Source organism: Brevibacillus fluminis, from assembly GCF_003710825.1.
GTDB classification, from domain to species: Bacteria; Bacillota; Bacilli; order Brevibacillales; family Brevibacillaceae; genus Brevibacillus_D; species Brevibacillus_D fluminis.
This window is the reverse complement of record NZ_RHHQ01000033.1, coordinates 1-18,484: the sequence shown is the minus strand read 5'-3', so window position 1 is coordinate 18,484 and position 18,484 is coordinate 1. Positions and strand designations below refer to the sequence as shown.

At 47.8% G+C, this 18,484-nt stretch carries 18 protein-coding genes; 6 read left to right on the top strand and 12 right to left on the bottom strand.

Features of this window, described 5'->3' with window-relative positions; translation table 11 throughout:
- The first annotated feature begins 44 nt into the window (after positions 1-44).
- From EDM56_RS30465 to EDM56_RS30455, 3 genes are read left to right on the top strand one after another with little or no spacing between them, the layout of a single operon-like run.
- Entirely contained in the window at positions 45-755 is a 711-nt protein-coding gene (locus tag EDM56_RS30465; protein ID WP_122921694.1) for a response regulator transcription factor, read from the top strand.
- Positions 752-2,221, top strand: a complete 1,470-nt coding sequence (locus EDM56_RS30460; RefSeq protein ID WP_122921693.1) for an ATP-binding protein — start codon at positions 752-754, stop codon at positions 2,219-2,221. The genes EDM56_RS30465 and EDM56_RS30460 overlap by 4 nt, the downstream gene beginning before the upstream one ends.
- A 5-nt stretch (positions 2,222-2,226) precedes the next feature.
- A complete protein-coding gene (locus tag EDM56_RS30455; protein ID WP_122921692.1) occupies positions 2,227-3,300 on the top strand; it encodes a LolA family protein in 1,074 nt (357 codons plus the stop codon).
- 267 nt (positions 3,301-3,567) lie between these two features.
- Here EDM56_RS30455 and EDM56_RS30450 read toward each other — a convergent pair whose 3' ends face one another.
- The 9 genes from EDM56_RS30450 to EDM56_RS30415 all read right to left on the bottom strand — a co-directional run bounded on the left by EDM56_RS30450 (position 3,568) and on the right by EDM56_RS30415 (position 12,745).
- Positions 3,568-4,980: a serine hydrolase domain-containing protein gene (locus EDM56_RS30450; RefSeq protein ID WP_183192654.1), complete on the bottom strand. Its 1,413-nt coding sequence runs from the start codon at positions 4,978-4,980 to the stop codon at positions 3,568-3,570.
- Between the two features lie 86 nt (positions 4,981-5,066).
- The gene (locus EDM56_RS30445) at positions 5,067-6,695 is read right to left on the bottom strand and encodes an ABC transporter substrate-binding protein (protein ID WP_122921690.1); all 1,629 of its coding nucleotides are present in this window, start codon (positions 6,693-6,695) and stop codon (positions 5,067-5,069) included.
- Between the two features lie 437 nt (positions 6,696-7,132).
- Complete coding sequence (locus EDM56_RS31715; RefSeq protein WP_148040435.1) at positions 7,133-7,264, bottom strand: efflux RND transporter permease subunit; 132 nt, start codon at positions 7,262-7,264, stop codon at positions 7,133-7,135.
- 96 nt (positions 7,265-7,360) lie between these two features.
- A complete protein-coding gene (locus EDM56_RS30440) occupies positions 7,361-7,642 on the bottom strand; it encodes a hypothetical protein (protein WP_122921689.1) in 282 nt (93 codons plus the stop codon).
- Positions 7,639-9,213: a sigma 54-interacting transcriptional regulator gene (locus EDM56_RS30435; protein WP_122921688.1), complete on the bottom strand. Its 1,575-nt coding sequence runs from the start codon at positions 9,211-9,213 to the stop codon at positions 7,639-7,641. Before EDM56_RS30435 ends, EDM56_RS30440 begins: the two co-directional genes overlap by 4 nt.
- 147 nt (positions 9,214-9,360) lie before the next feature.
- A complete protein-coding gene (megL, locus tag EDM56_RS30430) occupies positions 9,361-10,566 on the bottom strand; it encodes a methionine gamma-lyase (protein ID WP_183192653.1) in 1,206 nt (401 codons plus the stop codon).
- Between the two features lie 155 nt (positions 10,567-10,721).
- A complete protein-coding gene (locus tag EDM56_RS30425) occupies positions 10,722-11,561 on the bottom strand; it encodes an SGNH/GDSL hydrolase family protein (RefSeq protein ID WP_122921687.1) in 840 nt (279 codons plus the stop codon).
- Positions 11,562-11,595: 34 nt separating this feature from the next.
- The gene (locus EDM56_RS30420) at positions 11,596-12,360 is read right to left on the bottom strand and encodes an SDR family NAD(P)-dependent oxidoreductase (RefSeq protein WP_122921686.1); all 765 of its coding nucleotides are present in this window, start codon (positions 12,358-12,360) and stop codon (positions 11,596-11,598) included.
- Positions 12,361-12,382: 22 nt separating this feature from the next.
- The gene (locus EDM56_RS30415; RefSeq protein WP_122921685.1) at positions 12,383-12,745 is read right to left on the bottom strand and encodes a DUF6220 domain-containing protein; all 363 of its coding nucleotides are present in this window, start codon (positions 12,743-12,745) and stop codon (positions 12,383-12,385) included.
- 191 nt (positions 12,746-12,936) lie between these two features.
- On the opposite strand from EDM56_RS30415, the gene EDM56_RS30410 reads away from it, so the two are divergent.
- From EDM56_RS30410 to EDM56_RS30400, 3 genes are read left to right on the top strand one after another with little or no spacing between them, the layout of a single operon-like run.
- Positions 12,937-13,635, top strand: a complete 699-nt coding sequence (locus EDM56_RS30410; protein ID WP_122921684.1) for a response regulator transcription factor — start codon at positions 12,937-12,939, stop codon at positions 13,633-13,635.
- Positions 13,632-14,966, top strand: coding sequence for a sensor histidine kinase (locus EDM56_RS30405; RefSeq protein ID WP_122921683.1), 1,335 nt, complete (start codon positions 13,632-13,634; stop codon positions 14,964-14,966). Before EDM56_RS30410 ends, EDM56_RS30405 begins: the two co-directional genes overlap by 4 nt.
- Positions 14,963-16,228: a PucR family transcriptional regulator gene (locus EDM56_RS30400; protein ID WP_122921682.1), complete on the top strand. Its 1,266-nt coding sequence runs from the start codon at positions 14,963-14,965 to the stop codon at positions 16,226-16,228. Before EDM56_RS30405 ends, EDM56_RS30400 begins: the two co-directional genes overlap by 4 nt.
- Positions 16,229-16,284: 56 nt before the next feature.
- Here EDM56_RS30400 and EDM56_RS30395 read toward each other — a convergent pair whose 3' ends face one another.
- The 3 genes from EDM56_RS30395 to EDM56_RS30385 all read right to left on the bottom strand — a co-directional run.
- A complete protein-coding gene (locus EDM56_RS30395; protein WP_122921681.1) occupies positions 16,285-17,256 on the bottom strand; it encodes an ABC transporter ATP-binding protein in 972 nt (323 codons plus the stop codon).
- 10 nt (positions 17,257-17,266) lie between these two features.
- Positions 17,267-18,244: an ABC transporter ATP-binding protein gene (locus tag EDM56_RS30390; protein WP_122921680.1), complete on the bottom strand. Its 978-nt coding sequence runs from the start codon at positions 18,242-18,244 to the stop codon at positions 17,267-17,269.
- 16 nt (positions 18,245-18,260) lie between these two features.
- A partial coding sequence (locus EDM56_RS30385) for an ABC transporter permease subunit (RefSeq protein WP_122921281.1) occupies positions 18,261-18,484 on the bottom strand: 224 nt, incomplete at its 5' end.

The following is an 18,484-nucleotide window of genomic DNA, read 5'->3' as shown; positions in this document are numbered from 1 at the left end:
CGCAGGTGGCTTTTATAATAAAAACCGAGGAGAGGAAATGGTTCATGCTTACAACGGCTCAAATTTTACTGGTAGAAGACGATCCTGAAATCGCGCGAATCGTACGCGATCATTTGCGGAGGGAGGAGTATGGCGTAACGTGGTCAACAACGGGAATGGAAGGATGGGCAGATTTTCAAACCGATTCGTTCGATCTGGTCATCGTGGATCTCATGCTTCCCGAAATGGACGGCTTCACGCTCTGCAAAAACATTCGTCTGATCAGTGAAGTTCCACTGCTGATCATGAGTGCAAAGCATGAGGATGAAAGCAAGGTTAGGGGCCTTGAACTCGGTGCGGACGATTATTTGACAAAACCTTTCAGTCTGACGGAGTTGTCTGCTCGCATATCGTCTCATCTCCGTCGCTTTCGTCGGTATCAAAACAAACCTGACAACGGTAAACGAAGCGAGTACAAACAAGGGCTAACGATCGATTTCGAAGTGCGTGTCGCGTATGTAAACGGAGAAGAAGTGGCATTGACATCCAAAGAATCTGCATTGCTGTTCTTGCTCGCGAGCCATCCGAATCGAACCTTTTCAAAGAAAGAGTTGTACGAACACATCTGGCAGCAGCCCGACACGAATGGTAACAATACGGTGACCGTCCATGTAAAAAGCCTCCGCGACAAGCTAAAGGATACGATGCGTCAGTCCTCTTTCATTCAAACGGTTTGGGGAATCGGCTATCGCTTCGTTGGCGAGCAAGTGTCATGAAAATTAAGCGCTGGCTGATGATTACCTATCTTGTTGTCATGCTTTTACCTCTCGCAGCGGTTTGCTCTCTTTACTTGCTCATCAGCGCTTTTGATGAGCGTCGAGATTTCCTGGAGTATTTTGAAGTCAGTAATAAGATGTCTAGCATCGAACAAAAGCTGCAGGACCCTTCTCTTTATCAGATTCAGCCTTCGGAACGGTATCGTGACATTCGTTCCTTCGCCGGCGAATCGGTCAAAATCACGTTATACAACGCTGACGGGATCACGCTGTTTTCATCAACTGAAGATGGGATTCTCCCCTCGCTCACACGGGTGCAAACTGATTTTTTACTGGGTCACTTATACGAGATGCGTAAGACAAACCGCACATATTCGTTGAAAAAACCTGTTTTTACAAACAACCGGATGGTCGGAATTTACGAAATTACGCTTGCCCGCGCGGAATGGATCGAGGGCGTTCAAGTGCGGACATTTTGGTTGATCAGTTCTCTCATTCTCTTTTTTATCCTGCTCTATTTGTCGGTTGTCTTTTTGTTAAATCGGAAATTAAATCGCCCGATCGCTTTTTTGATGAAACAAATGACGGCTTTTGCCCATGACAAACCAGTCCCATCCCTTCAACACCATGGAAAAGACGAAATAAGCGAGCTGCTTGTTCATTTCGAGAAAATGCGGGAGCTAATCGACATTGGCAGACTGGAATTAGCAACTACCCAGCAAGAGAAAGAGTATATGATCGCTTCACTGTCGCACGATTTAAAAACGCCATTAACTTCCATTCGTGCCTACGCAGAGTCACTCGCTACCCATAAGGGGGTATCCCCTCAGGAACGAGACGAGTATGTTGCCATTTTGTTCAGTAAAATCGACTACATGCAGCAAATTCTGGATGATTTGACGATGTATACGACGCTACGCTCTTCCCAGCAATCGACGAATATGGTTCGCGTAGATGGTGGCGAATTTTTTGACATGCTCCTCTCCGGCTATGACGAGCTTTGCAAACAGCATCGATTTCAATTGACGACATTCGTGGCTGTAACCAGCGAATACCAGGTCGATGTACAACAGATGCTGCGACTGGTTGACAATCTGATGAGCAATGCCATTCGATTTACCCTTGGAGAAGAGTCGATTTGGCTTGCTGCACTTTCAGCGGAATGCCCCCTTCCAGATTGGGTCTTTCCTCCCTTTCAACAAGCGGTAACGGAATGGCGGCGCGATGGAGTCATTCTGCTCGTTCAAAACGTAGGGGAAGCCATTCCGCTGCAGCAGCAAGACCGTCTTTTTGAGCCATTTTTCCAAGCAGACCCGGCGCGAACGAAAGCGGGTGCTAGAGGTTCTGGACTTGGTTTGAGTATTGCCAAAATGATCATGGACAGGCATCAAGGAGATATACGGATCTGGTCAGCAAATGGCTACGGTACGCTGGTAGCCTGCTATCTCCCAATAATGAAAGGATGATTTGCATGAATATGAAGAAGATTTTGCTTGGCAGCTGTTTATTGTTCGGGGTAATGGCTTCGGGATGTGAAGAGAACCAAACCGTATCCACGGATGAGATTGTCTCAAAGACGCTGGAAGCGCGAAAACAAATTGCCTCGTACGCCGCAGAGGGTCATATCCGTACGTATGAAGGCAAGAATCTCACAGATGATTCCGTGATTCAAGAATGGTACGACACCAATGGGGGAAAAAGGCGGATTGAGCTGAAAACAAATGACAAAGTAACACGCACCGTTTCAGATGGAAAGCAGATTACAATGTACCAGGATGGGAGCGATACCGCTTACACAATGGATGTATCTGCAGATATTCAAGATGGCATGCCGTCCCAAAAAGACCAGTTAAAAACGATTTTGGAAAAAGTAAAAGGAACTCATCAGGTTGATGTGGTCGGCAATGAAAACATGCTAGGTTTCAACACCATTCATCTCAAGGCTGTACCGAAAGAAAAGAAAACATTGTTTGGTGAATCCGAGTTCTGGATTGAAGAAAAAACATGGCAAATTTTAAAAGGAACCATGGAAAGCGGCAACACAAGAACCGAGTTTCTTTATACCAAGTATGATTCGTCACCGGTTTTTACTGACAAAACGTTCCAACTGGATCTGCCGAAAAACGTAAAGATTACTCCCTTACAGGATGCGAATCCTTCCAAGAAAGTGACATTGGAACAGGCGCAAACAGAGCTGGGATTGCCTTTCTTATATTGGGATTTGCCAAAACTGACTTTAGCCGATACCGAGCTGATGGACCTGAAAGGAGAATTCAATCGAAAAGAACTTACCCTGACCTATACCAAAAATCAGGTTCCTTATTTCAGCATTAGTATTTTTCCGACACCCAAGGATGCCTCCTCCTTCCCCGAAGCACAAACAGTGAAAGTGCGCGGGATCGAAGGTTATTACGAGGAACAAATTCGTTCCCTCATTTGGGACGAAAAAGGAATGCGTTATTCCCTGCTCATGACACATCCCGATCTGAAGCTCGAGGAAATGCTGAAATTGGCGGAAGAAATGAAGTGGACTTCCTCGAAATAGAAACAAGGTATAAATGGTGAAGCAAGCACCCTTAAGAGGCGGTTTTCCGCCTCTTCTTTCATACCCTGTGCTTTTTCATTTTTTGCAGGATGGCCGAATGAGCCAGGGAGAGCATCGGTTGATTCCATGCCCACTCTACGGACTTTTCGCTCCTCTAAGATTATCTTTTGGCAAGGAGAATGCAACGGCAAGTTTGATCGTTTAACCGAAAAAGCGGTTGCCCTTTATCAAAAGGATGAAGGGCTGCCTGTTACCTTTTTCCTACATTTACCTAATTCGGGTCAGTTGTCTGCTGAGACAATTGATTCTGATAATTTGTCCATCGTTGTTACGGATGAAGCTAGCCATGACCTGCATATTCTCTTCCACGAAGATATTGTCGCCTATATGACGAAGCGGTACAGAAATAGCACCAAAGACTAACAAGAGCTTGCCATTTTCATTTTTGATAGACAACCTGGTACCCTCTTCTTCCGTGCCGTAATCACCTGCGTATTGGTCTGCATTCACAATAGGCAAATCGTGTTCAGGGTAACGGACAAGCGGTGTATCAAGCGGCAACCCCTGAATCGCATTTAGGACGCTAAACATGAGTTTTGCTGACGGCGCACCCATTATATTCGTTAGCACTACCCCGGTGATACCCAGCTCTGGAATAAGACAGATATGAGAGCTGACACCTTTTGTATTTCCTCCATGACCAATCATCGTAGCTCCATGATACTCAGTCGTTATGGTTAGACCATAACCGTAGAATTGAGAGAGGTTGATTTGAAAAAAGGGTGTCGTCATTTGCTCTACACTGGCGGAACTAAGAATCCGCTGAGTACCGACCACTCCACCAGTACGGTACATTTCCAAGTACCTCAATAAATCTCGTACTGTAGATTTTAATGCGCCAGAGCCAAGCATCGCAGGCTGTTTCCACCAGAGAGGGGCTGGAAACACTTCCGTTTCAGAGCCAGAAACGCGAGAGGAGTAGAGCGTTGTGATGTCAGTATGATCTTTCAGGTCCTCAATATAAAACACAGTGTTGGACATACCCGCTGGATCTAGAATGTTTTCTTTCAAATATCCTTCAAATGATTTTCCGCTGGCACGGTTAATGATTGCACTAAGTAAACCATAGGCGTCATTTGAATAATTGTACTGGGTTCCTGGCTCACCCAGCATTTCGAAATCCCGGGACGCAATATAAGCCATCAATTCTTCGTGTGTATCAATCGGAGGATGCTTTTTTAATATGTCTTCCTGCCCAGGCTCGTGCATATCGGGATCTGCTTCCATGCTTCGCTTTAAGGCAAATGTAAGCGCTGAGGACACTGGCAGTCCTGACGTATGATTCATCAAGTGATGAATGGTGATTTTTTTGGTTTTCTCTTCATCAGGAGTACGAAATTCCGGCAAATACTTCACTACTGGATCGTGAACAGATAGCTTCCCCTGTTCCTGAAGATGCATAATGGTTGCACAGGCAAACGACTTGGTAACGGATGCCAGACCAAAAACGGTGTCCAACTTCATTGCTGTTTTGTTTTCTACATTGCTATAGCCAAATGTTTGATAATAAACAAGTTCTCCTTCTTTGGCGAGTGCGACAATCGCTCCGGGTGTTTTGGATTTTATCAGAAGATTCTGAGCGTATTCTTCAAAAGGTTGTGCCCAATTGTGGGTATTCATTTCCATCATCCTTTATTTTCCATTTTTAAAATACAGTAATAAAGAAAAAGACGGACTTGAAGTTACATACCAACGACGTTCGTGAATTATTGTTTAATCCACATATCGTACACGGATAACTTAGCCATCGGATTTTGCTTTGCCCCTTGAACACGGTTGTTTACGACCTTGAATACTTTTGATGTATAAAGCGGGACCATAAAGGCTTGCTCAACAGTTACTTTCTGAATGTCTGTATAGATTTTCTTTCTATCCTCTTCGTTCCTTGTCATACGTCCCTTTTCTAACAGGGTATCAATCTCTTTATTGTTAATTCGCCCTGGATTGACTACTCCAATTTGGCTGGAGTGCATCATCAAAAATAGAATATCAGGGTCAACGTCACCGTATTCATCCATTGCCAAATCGTATGTGCCTTTCATTTCTTCTTCGAAGAAAGCGGCAGTTTCTACCATTTTCATTTGCACATCTATGCCAATTTCTTTTAACATGCTCTGAACTAACTGATTGCCAGGTTTCGCATCTGATATCATCAGGGAAAGACTAAGTGTTTTTCCACCTTTTTCTCTGATTCCCTGCGCATTTTCCTTCCATCCAGCCGCCTCCAGCATCTTTTTCGCTTCTTCTACGCTGTATTTATACCCGTATTGTTCAACTGCTGGATCGTATCCAAACATCATAGAAGGGATTGGACCATAAACAGGCACCCCTTCACCCTGTAAATCAGCTTGAATAAGTGCTTCCTTGTTTATTGCCAGATTGATCGCTTTACGTACATTAACATCCTTCAGGAACTCGTTTTCTACGTTCATCGAAATGCATTTCATCACAGGTTCCGTTCCCTCGAGGACGGTAAATTTGTCGTTGTTCTTATATTTTTTTATATCTTTGCCCCGTACAGTGGCTATGTCGACTGCTCCGCTATCCAATGCAGCCAGCATAGTCTGGTTGTCTTTAATGAACTTGATTACAAGCTTGTCAGGTCTGGGAGCTCCCTTATTTTCCGCATAGGGAAGTGCCCAGTTAAATTCTTCGTTCCGTACCATGGAAACTGATTCGCCGGTCTTCCAGCTTTCAAACTTCCAGGGGCCGACTCCCACGGGATTTCTGCCATACTCTTTTCCAAACTTTTTGATTGCTTCCATGGAAAGAGGCTGCATATACCCCTGGTACGTCAAGTGGGGAAGAAGTGGAGCTGCCGGCTTTTCCAGATGAAAGATCAGAGTTGTGTCATCAGGAGCAGAAAGGGACTTTACAGATGGTAAATTTGACGCCGTTATAGGTGAAGCCGTTTCTTTTGCCAGTGCGCGTTCATAGCTTGCCTTGAAAGCTGCCGCATTTAACGGTGTACCGTCGTGAAACTTCACACCCGTACGAATTTTAAATGTTACTGTCTTCCCATCCTCGGAGATTGTATAGGATTCAGCCAGATAGGGTTTCAGTTCATTTGTTTGAGGATCAAAGGTGAGAAGTGATCCTCCCATGAAGCCTGAAACAAAATCACCTTGCGACATAAACGTTTTCTGTGCATCCAAGGTATCAGGCTCCGCTGTCTCTGCTATCGTAAGTGTCCCGCCTTTTTGTGGCTCTGAACTGCTACTCTTACCTCCTTCATTGCTTGATGGTGTTGGAGCTGAGCTACAGCCAATCAGAGAGATTACTAACAAGCAAACAAACGTAAGATACGCCGTGCGGTTACGTGTGTTTTTAAACATAAATCGATTTCCCCTTTTCTAGTTTGAATGGTCGTAAAATATTTGTAACAACCTCTCCCGCATTACTACATAACTACTTTTTCCGTCTAGGGAGACATTTGTTTGATAGCTGTAAAGAAATGCAACTTATTTTTGTAACTGAAAAAGCTTACCTGCAGAGAAGAACAGGCATGAAACTTAGATGAAAGGAGAGTGAATACGGTGAATTTTCAGAAATTTTAGAGTGCGCCGAATGGAATTTGAAAACCGCTACTGGTTTTCTCGGTCAATATTATTCATCTCCATAACCTCCTTATTTATATTTTTCTTATTTGTACACCACAAGAACATAAAACGCAAGTTTGCCAGCTAGCACGGTAGTATTGCACTTGTTTAGCAAGATAAAGTTTCAGATAAGAGATGGTTTTGGTATGCTAGGAGAAAAACTACAAGAAGCGTTAGAAACATAGCTTCACCTGTTCCGAAATCCCGCCAAAGGTATACGTAACTCCCGTCGGCATTTGCATCTCTTTCAAAATGAGATCCACTTGGCCAGCGGTTTCCTGCACTTGCTTATTTTTCAGATACAATGCAACAGCTCCGGACACATGTGTGATCCGGAGCTGGTTCTTTTACCTATTGATTATTCTGTGGTTCATAAGAGAGTTGTCCGTTCCGAACCTTTTTTATGATTTATTTTTCACTAAGCCGAACAATATTACGTCTACGATTGTCGTGAGTGCTTCTTGCAAGGTAATCTTATTCTCCATATAAAAACGTTGATCATATACGGAACTTGTAGCATCTACGATCAGCTTTATGGCGAGCATTGTATTGACTTCAATGAATTCACCTTTCTGAATCCCTTCCGCGAGCAACAAGCGTAGGGCTTCCCAATCACTAATAGAGGCATTCACTTTTGCCCATTGTTCCGGGTTCAAGAGGCGTGTTCCCGCCTCTTCTTTCATAACCCGTGCTTTTTCATTTTTTGCAGGACGGCCGTATGGCTGATCCCTAAATAAGCCGCAGCTTGCCGAATCGAGGGATGCTCTTTCAAGGCACGAATCAGTAAGGTTTTTTCATACGCATCCATTTGTTCTTTGAGCAGCTTGGATGACGACAGAGGAGATCGTGATTCCTCCCCTGGTGAATCCTGCTGCATATCCACATACAAGTTCTGCGCTTGAATCTCATTGCCAGGATTGCCGGGACAAAGATACACCGTACGTTCCATCACATTTTGCAGCTCGCGCACGTTACCTGGCCAATTGTGAGCTTGCAGGGCACGAATGGCCGAATGAGCGAGGGAGAGCATTGGTTGATTCGTGGCTCGGCATACTTTTTGGATGAAAAATTGAGCAAGCATCGGGATGTCACTTTTGCGTTCGCGCAGCGGAGGAATGACGATCGGAATGACGTGCAAGCGATAATATAAATCCTCGCGAAAGAGCCCTTTGCTCGTCATGTCAGCCAGATTTCGATTGGTGGCTGCAATAATTCTTACGTCGATCGGCAGCGCTTTGCTCCCGCCCACTCTGCGGACTTTTCGCTCTTCTAAGACTCGCAGGAGCTTTGCTTGCAAATGAAGAGGAATGTCACCGATTTCATCCAGAAAAAGTGTTCCGCTTTGGGCAACTTCAAACAGTCCCTGCTTTCCTCCTTTTAACGCCCCCGTAAACGCACCCGGCTCATACCCAAAGAGCTCGCTTTCCAACAGGGCATCGGGAATGGCCGCACAGTTAATCGGGACAAAAGGGCCGGCAGCACGATTGCTTTCAAAATGAATCGCTCTGGCAAACAGCTCTTTGCCTGTCCCGCTCTCTCCCTGCAAAAAGACGGTTGCTTCGCTTTTGGCAACTCGTTTTGCGGTCTCAATGCACTTTCGCATATTGTCGCTCTGTTGAACGATTTCATCAAAAGAAAACCAATCGTTTCGCTGAACGGTGGACAGCAATTCCTGGATCTGCTTATTGTCCCGAAGCACAACCACGACGCCTTGGCGCTCGCTGTTTTCAGCGGGGATGATGGGATGGTAGCTGCAGATGTAGGTCATGCGTTTTTTTTGCCCTGTCAAGAGACTCACTTGAACGCTGGGCAGTTCAAGCGCTTCGTCCAGACACCGCTTAATCTCGCTCGTTGATTCCCCCCACAATTTTTCGATGGACTCATGCAAAAGCTGTGCAGGCTCCATCTTCAGCATCGCTTGGGCAGCCCGATTTATCGTGGTGACGCGCAACTGATCGTCCAATAAGAGAATTCCTTCCGAAACGGTAGTCAATATCGTATGGATGCGATTTTCACGCTCTTCTGCTGGGAGAGAAGGAATTGTCTTTGCCCGTTCGATACCCTTCACCTGTTTGATCATACCAATAATCGACTTGATCTGTTCCGTAGATACCGGGGGGATTTTCACATAAATATAGTGGGGCTTTACTTCCATTCCGATGATGTCAAGCTGGTTGGCGGCAAGACATGCGATTACCTCATGGGTAATTCCCACCCGGTTTATGCCTTTGATCTCCAAGGTAGTACCCGTCAACGCAATCCACCTCACCCGTCACACGTTCTATCTTCTGTTTTCATCATAATGAGAAAACCTGTCTGCGCCAAGCTTTTTGGCGGAATTGCGGTTGCATGTATACGGGACAAAAAAAAGCCCGGTGCGAAACACACGGGCTGGCCTAGATTAAGCAAAAGAAAGAGCTGTTTCCAAATCATCCAAAATATCTTCCACGTCCTCGATCCCGACGGACAAGCGAATCAGTCCATCCGAGATCCCCATCTTCTCTCGCTCTTCTGGAGGGATGACCGAGTGAGTCATCGAAGCAGGGTGCTGTATGAGTGAGTCCACATCACCAAGGCTGACGGCTCGTTTACACAAGCTTACATTGTTCATCATGCGAATCCCCGCTTCCATGCCGCCTTTCAGCTCAAAAGCGAGCAAGCCCCCAAAGCCATCCATTTGCCTGCAGGCCAATTCGTATTGGGGAAACTGGGGCAAACCGGGGTAATGAACGATTGCCACTTTCGGATGTTTGTGTAAAAATTCAGCCACTTTTTGGCCGTTTTCGCAATGACGATCCATACGCACGCCGAGCGTCTTTAGCCCGCGAATCAACAAATACGCATCAAATGGCGCCAGAATGCCCCCAATATCTTTCTGGGAGGTCATGCGAATCGTATCCATGATTGCTTTCGGACCGGCAGCAACACCGGCAATGACGTCACCATGTCCACCGATAAACTTGGTCGCGCTATGGATGACAATGTCACATCCTTGCTCAATCGGTCGCTGTAAATAGGGCGACATAAATGTGTTATCCACTACGACACAGGCGCCAACCTCTTTGGCAATTTTTGCGACCAGCTTCAAGTCGACTAACTCCATGGTCGGGTTAATCGGCGTTTCCACATAAATCACACGAGTCGTTGGCCGAAGCATCTGACGAATAGAAGCCTCATCGGTCATGTTGCAGAGGGAGTAATCGACTTGAAAGCGGTCTTTCATTAGATTCAGCAGTCCATAGGTGCAGCCATACAAACCTTTCGTCCCAAGGATATGGTCGCCCGTTTTCACCATTGCCATGAGAACAGCGGAAACAGCTGCCATTCCCGATGCAAATGCAAGACCAGCTTCTGCCTTTTCCAAGGCAGCGATCTTCTCTTCCAAGACAGTGACCGTCGGATTTCCCAGACGCGAATAAATGTAACCCGCTTCTTCCCCGGCAAATCGCCTAGCCCCTTCTTCTGTGGAGGAAAAAACAAACGTCGAGGTTTGATAAATGGGTGTGGCCAATGAGCCTGTTTGCGGATCGGAATGATAGCCAGCATGGATCGCCGTCGTGGATCGTCCCTGTTTTTTCTGCGTGTTTATGGTTGGGTTGTTATTCATGCAAGAATCACCTCATGAATTCGTTTTGAAAGCGTATTCATGCATGAGGTGTGCCAGAGGGTAAAACTGGAAGTTGATAAGGAGTTTCACGATTAAGCGGGAAGAAAACGGAACGAATTATTGCCAAATGGAAAGAAAAGTTGCCACCTATCCCTTCAACCCGCTTTTCCTCCCGTAAGCTCTTCGACAAGCAGGGTCACAATCGCCTTATGCCCTGCGATTGTCGGGTGAACTCCATCCATTCCTATGAATGCCGCTGGCGCCTGTCTCCCGAATCGCGTTTGCACGTCAATCACCAGATCAGACAAATGCCGGATCATTTCGCCGATCGCGAGGATGTCGGCATTCCTCCAGCTTATCTGTGCTTGTTGAAAAAATGGAAATGCGGCCATTCGTTCTTCGTCGATGGTCGGCGGGGTCATCCAAACCCGCCACGACTTTGTCCGGGTTGCGGCAATACGCCGAATCTCTGTTACGTTTCGAGCTGTCTCCTCCAGGCTGACTTGCGTTTTGGTTGAATCCGGACCGACGCGCAATGCATCGTTGCTTCCGATCATGAAAAGAATCCAATCCGGCTGCCTTGCAGCTATGCCGCTGAACCGTCCAAGGACTTGTGTTGAGGTATGACCAGAAACTCCTTCATTGATCAGGCGTATTCGGTCCTGCGGCCTTTGCAGCTCCAGCAGATGGCGAAGGATCTCAAACCAAGAAAGCAGGTCGTCTGTGGTGCTCTCGCCTACACCGATAACCGTTTGGTCAGCCTTAAACGGCAAATGGTCGACCCGATCGGCAAATTCCTGATCCTCCAGCAATTGCTGCGCAGTGTCTCTCACCTGCTGAGCCAACAGGCTTTTAATGGTCAGGTAAGTATTCGCATCCATGCCGTATATGGCCGCCAAAGCGTTATCATCGAGATGTCGTGCAAAGGGTAACAGCTTCTCGGGGTGCTGATTTTGTACAAGCTTGATCCATTGGGGATTCAAAGCAGATTCCATCGTGAATCGATCTCCTTTCTGTTTGTTTTTCGGGCTAGCGCATAGACATACCGCCGTTAATCTCCAGCGTCTCACCAGTTATGAATGCGGAAAGATCGGATACCAGAAAAAGCACGCCGTTTGCCACATCTTCCGGTAGCCCCTCGCGTTGAAGGGGAATACCGGCGATAATTGATTTGCGGATTTCTTCGGTTTTGAATCGATCGTTCGAAGTATTGGCGATGACACCGGGACAAATGGCATTCACCCGAATTCCTTTATCGGCATATTCTTTTGCCATATTTTTAGTAAAAGCGAGCATTGCATTTTTGGCCGCTGCATAGATCGCGATTCCCGACCCGCCACCGTTGTGGGCAGCAAGTGAGGCAATATTGACAATATGTCCCCTTCCTTTTTCCAACATAGCGGGTAGGACGGCTTTGCTTACGAACACGCATGATTTGAAATTAATCGCCATCGTTTGATCGTAATAGTCCTCCGTCATCTCCGTTAAGGAAGAACGACCGCTCATTTGTCCCGCATTATTAACCAAGATGTCCACCGACGCGCCAAATGACGATTGAACTTGCTTTACTAACGAGTCGATCTGCCCAAGATCGGAAAGATCGGCTTGGAAGGCTTCAGCCTGCCCTCCCGCCTCACGAATGGCTCGAACCGTTTCATCGGCGCCTTCCCGATTCCGCAAATAGTGGACCGCGACGTTCGCTCCTTCCGATGCAAGGCGAATGGCGATCGCGCTCCCGATTCCTCCGCTCCCCCCGGTCACGAGTGTGAGTTTTCCGTCTACATGCCTTTTCATGGACATTCCTCCCAGCCCTAATTTAGTTTCCTACAGAATGGTTTCTTACCGTTATGACAGAGCCCCAAAACAGCAGCAAGGCGATAACTGGATGAAGCGACGCAAGTACAAATACCGACGAGAATACTTGAATCGTCAAAAACTGAAACACGATCAGCAAAAATAACCCAAGACTGATCCACCGATCGCGTCCCTTGATACCGCCGATAAACGTCAGCAGAAACATGACTAATGGAACAAAGGCAAAAATCTTGACGAATGATTGATGCAATACCCAGTTTACGGGGTTGGAAAAAATCGCCAAGCCGGCAATGAACACTTGCAGTACAATGCAGCTTAAAAAAATCCATGCCAGCCCTTTATAAAGCAATCGTCCGACCTGCATATCTGACCTCCCTCACATGATTTGAACGACCAACAATTCTCACAATAGCGGTACCCTCTCACAAACGACTGTGCAAAATAGTCACAAAGCAGTCACCAACCCCTAACATTCCGATCAATCGGAACAGGACCGGAATCAAATATGCTACAATGTTGCCAAATCTGTTACATCTTGTAAGGAGGGAGCACCTCGTGTACAGAAACCGTTCGGTATTGGTCGTTGACGATGATAAAGAAGTCGTGGAAATGATGCGGGATTATCTGGAGGACGAACAGTTTGAAGTATTTGAAGCGTATAACGCGGAACAAGCGATGGATGTGTTGAACCGCCATGGGAACCGAATCGATTGCCTGCTGCTTGATGTGATGATGCCTGGCCAGAGCGGCTTGGAGTTTTGCCGAAAGCTTCGCAAATCAATGGATACGCCCATCCTTTTTCTTAGTGCACGGGGTGAGGATGTCGATAAAATAAGGGGCCTCAGCTTGGGAGGCGACGATTATATTGTGAAATCGGCAACACCCGAGGAAGTCATTGCCCGAATTAAAGCCGTCCTCCGACGGTACGGTAGAAAGGAAAACGCTCCTACCCTTGAGCTTGACTTTGGCAGACTCGTCCTGAATGCAAAAGCATTTGAAGCAAAAGTAGACGGCCTGCCGGTACCAATGACGCCAAAGGAATTCGAGATTCTTAGTCTGCTTGCGGCATACCCGCGTCAAGTATTTACCTACGAGCAACTTCTTCAGCGATTCTGGGAAGGAGTCGGAGACAAGCACTCGGTCATCGTTCAAATCGGTAGAATTCGCGAAAAAATCGAAGAAAACCCGAGAAAACCTGCCTATATTACGAATGTTTGGGGCGTTGGCTACCGATTCGAAGGGGTGCGAAGATGAAAGCTCTCCGCATCCGCGTATGGATGACGATCGGAATGCTGATTGTTCTCCTTCTCCCTCGTTTGATCTACGAAATTCCGAATATTTTCGATCGCTATGTATTGGAGAACTCCAATCATTCTAAGCAGCAGGCTGCATTACAGGCCGTCATTCAAAAAGTCAGCAATACGAAAGTTACAGACTGGCATGATCCAGTTTGGCAAGCATCTCTTGGGAAAATGACCGCTTCTTCGCAGGTGGGAGTCGTTCTGCTTGATTCATTGGACCGTGAAATCTATCATTCCATCTCTTCTGAAGCAAATACAGCTTCCGCGTATCGGCAGATCAGCATCGTTGAACATGGGAAAATTCTGGGGAATGCGCTTTTCTACGCGCCGGAGAAAAAGAGCGGACTCGCAACCGTGCTCGCTCTCATCGCCGGATTAAGTGCCATCCTGTTTATAGGCTGGCAGATGGGCCGTGTTGTGGTGAAACCTTTAGAGGCAATGAGAGTCGCCGCAAGACGGATTGCCAGCGGCGATCTTGATTTTCACCTTCCTCAGTCAACCGTATTGGAGGTGGCGGATGTGCGGTCCGCCTTTGAAGCCATGGGTAAAGGTTTGCGGGAATCGTTGCTTCGGCAGTCTGAAATGGAGGAAGAACGGCGCTTCTTCATTAGTTCGATTGCTCATGACTTACGAACGCCGTTATTTGTTTTGCGTGGATCTATCATGCGGCTGGAGCGTAGTGTGGCAGACACCCCGGGGAATGCTGCGAAATATGTTGCCATCTGTACCAAAAAGGCCGATCAACTGGAGCGGCTGGTGTCCGATCTTTTTTCCTACAGCAGGATGGCGTATATGGAGCAAATTTTGCATCCGGAGCCCGTAAATATCGGGGAGCTGTTCTCTGATATCGTGGCGGATTACATACCAGTTGCCAAAGAAAAAGGAACGGAGTTGATGTACGAAGCGCCTGCTCCTGCTGGTTGCCGAAATCTTCAAGGCGACGCCCATTTGTTAAGTCGCGCGATTAGCAATCTGCTCGATAATGCGATCCGTCATACTCCAGCAGGCGGTACAATTACGGTACGCCTGCATGAAGAACCATCGCGAATCGTCTTCACGATTGAAGATACCGGTCCGGGAATTCCCGAGGACCTATTGCCCCACATTTTTAAGGCGTTTTACCGAGGGGACGATTCGAGGAATCCTGAGAATGGAGGGACCGGACTCGGCCTTACGATTGCCCGTCGGATTTTGAGAGGGCACAACGGCGATCTCATTGCTTCCAATGGTAGCAGGACCGGCGGTGCTGTGTTTACGGGGTGGATCGGGAGCGAAAACAGTTGATCCAACGCTTGATTTCTCATCGCCTTTCCATAGACGTTACGGATTACCGTATAGTACAATTTTCGAAAGGTTCAAAAAAGAAAAAGCATTGCGAGGGATCATCCATGGCTGTGACGGTTAACGACGCTTTAACCCTCGCCCCCTTTAAAGAAGCGAGGATTCTTGCAGGCGCAAATGGATTGGATAATGTCATTAAAGGCGTCTCCATTTCAGACAACCCATCTTCTGAAATTGATCATGCTTTTTCATTTGATGGGTATTTCTTTCTATCGAGCTTTTATTTTGCAGGAAAAAGCACGTCCGACATGTACGAATTTTTACAAACATCATTACGGACAGGCGGAAGCGGTTTATGTCTGATTGACGCATATGTCAGTGGTATTCCTGATGAAATACGAGACTTTTGCGACCAATCTAGGTTTCCGGTCATCATGGTTGATAAATATGTCCCCTATGCCGATATGATTTCCGGGATCATGCAATTAATCATCTTCGATCAGCAAACGATCGTCATGGAAAATAAAATTACCGCTCTTACCAGTGGTCACCTGGATGAATGGCAAAAAGCGAAAATGATCCAGGAGATTAATCCCCAATTTAAAAGTCATGTCACCGTTATCTACTGTAAGCCTGCGAATCGGTCAGCAAAATCGAATGCAGCCATTCTCGGCACCATCAATCGCAATCCCTATATGTCTGCACTTGAATACAAGGGCGGTCTTTTGCTTATCATCAGCTACGCGATCGCCAAGACGCAATCGCCTCAAGAGAAAATCGATTATGTGATCGAAACGATTTCAGACTACTATGACGATTGCGTGATCGGGGTGAGCCGCACCAACAACCTGCTCGATTGTGGAACGGCCATTAATCAAGCGATCACTGCGGTGAATTCCAAAAACATCAAAAAGTCACATACGATTTATTACGACAACCTCGGCATCGTCCGATTGTTAGAGCTGTTTCACGGACATGGAGAGTTGGAGAGCTTTTATATCGATATACTCGGACCCATTTTGGAATTTGACAAAAAGTCGAACCAACCGAACCTGTTGGAAACCATGATTTGCTTTATTGAAAATGGCCGGGATTATCGCAAAACATCAAAAGACTTGTTCCTCCATGACAACACCATTCGCTACAGAGTAACCAAAGTCCAAGAACTGATCGGCGCAAAATGCTCCAGTAATGATTTTTTAGAAGAACTATCAATCGCGATTAAAATTTACAGGCTGCGACAAGCGGAAAATTCGGGAGGCTAGCGATCGCGGCTGACGCGGTTACGCTCCCTACCCCAATTCCGGACAGCGAGCGCATTTTATCGATGCATTGCAGCAACGGCACAGCGAACCCAATGTCCCGGCTTCACTTCCAGCAGCTGCTGCGGTGTCGTTTGACAAGTGTCCATGCCATGTGGACAACGCGTAGCAAAACGGCAGCCTGCTGGCGGATTCACCGCCTTGGGCATCTCCCCTTCGAAAAAGGAGAGCGCAAACTCGGTTTCATCAATGCTCGGCAGCGACTGTAGCAGCAGCTGTGTATACGGGTGCAGTGGATTATTGAAAATCGATGCCGCATCGCCCATTTCAACGATTTGCCCCAGATACATGACCGCCATCCGGGTGCACATGTGTTTAATCACGCTTAAATCATGGGAGACAAGCAAATATGTTAGGTTTTTTTGCTCCTGCAGGTCTTTCAGCAGATTGAGAATCTGCGCCTGCACGGACATGTCGAGCGCCGATGTCGGCTCATCGAGGATGACCATGCGCGGATCAAGCGCGATCGCCCGCGCGATGCCGATGCGCTGCCGTTGCCCACCACTTAGCTGGTGTGGGAACCGTTTGGCGAAATCGGCCGGCAGTCCTACCTGCTCAAGCAGCTCGCGGACCTTCGCCTCACGCTCCGCTTTGGACAGCTTGGTATGGGTGACGAGCGGTTCCTCTACGATGGCGCCGATCTTCATCTTCGGGTTGATGGACCAGAATGGGTCCTGAAACACCATCTGGATATGCTTGCTGTTTTCACGCGCCTCCCGCTTGCCCATCGAAAACAGGTCTTGTCCTTCAAAGCGAACCGTCCCCGCGGTGGGGCGATACAGCTGCAGCAGCGTGCGGGACAAGGTGCTCTTGCCACAGCCCGACTCGCCGACCAGACCAAAGCATTCGCCGGGTTGCAGCGAGAAGCTGACATCATCGACGGCATGCACCGTCTGCTTATCGCCCAGCCAGCCTGTGCGAACGGTAAAAAACTTGCTCAGTTGTTCCACTTCCAAAATCGGTGTCGTCATCGATTTCCTTTCACCTCGCTTCTTCCAGCGGTTCAAAACAAGCTGCTTCATGCCAATCGCCGACGGTTGCAAGCGGTGGCACCGCTTGTCCGCATTGGTCGGTCACGCGCGGACAACGGTTGGCAAAGCGGCAGCCGCCCCCTACCTCCGTCGGGCTCAGCACCCGTCCGCTGATTACCGGCAGTCGGTCGCGCTCTTCACTGATACGCGGAATCGCGTCCAGCAGCATGCGTGTGTACGGATGGCGCGGCGAGCGGAATACGTCCTGCGTCCGACCCGTCTCCACGATCCGCCCCGCATACATGACGGCGATGCGGTCCGCCATCTTGGCGACAACACCCAGATTGTGCGTGATGAACAGCACGGACGTGCCTTTTTCCTTCTTAAGCTTATCGATTAGATAAAGGATTTGTGATTGAATCGTTACATCCAAGGCGGTCGTTGGCTCATCGGCGATCAGCAGCTTCGGCTCGCACACCATCGCCATCGCGATCATGACGCGCTGCCGCTGCCCACCGCTCAGCTCGTGCGGATAGCGGTTCAGCATCCGGGCTGGATCGGGCAGCCCAACGAATTTCAGCGCCTGAATTGCGCGTTCACGCGCTTCTTTGGTCGAAACGCCGGTATGCGTGCGGATGACATCGATAATCGGGTCGCCGATACGGAACACCGGGTTGAGCGAGCTCATCGGGTCCTGGAAAATCATCGTGATCTCTTTGCCGCGAATGTGGTCAAGCTGCTTGCGCGAGCATGTCAACAGATCAGTTCCTTCAAACACAATACGCCCGCTGCCGATGTACGCCTTTTGCGTCGGAAACAGCTGCATAATCGAGGATGCTGTCATCGATTTGCCAGAGCCGGTTTCCCCGACCAGCGCAACCAACTCACCCTCATGAAGCGTCAAATGCTCCAAATCCAGAGCCGTGATCTCCTGGGTGTGCGTCTTGATGCGCACCTGGACGTCTTCCATGTTCAGCAATTGCTTCATTTCGTCCTCCCCCTTCTCACTGGTCTCTGGTTTTCGGATCGAGATAATCCCGCAATCCGTCACCCAAAAAGTTAAATGCCATGACCGTCACCAAAATGAACAGGCCTGGGAACGTGACATACCACCAGCTGGTCAGGAAAAAGTTACGTCCGGTGCTGATCATCAATCCCCATTCCGGTGTTGGCGCCTGCGCACCAAGGCCCAAAAAGCTGAGCGAAGCTGCCGTCAAAATGATGGCGC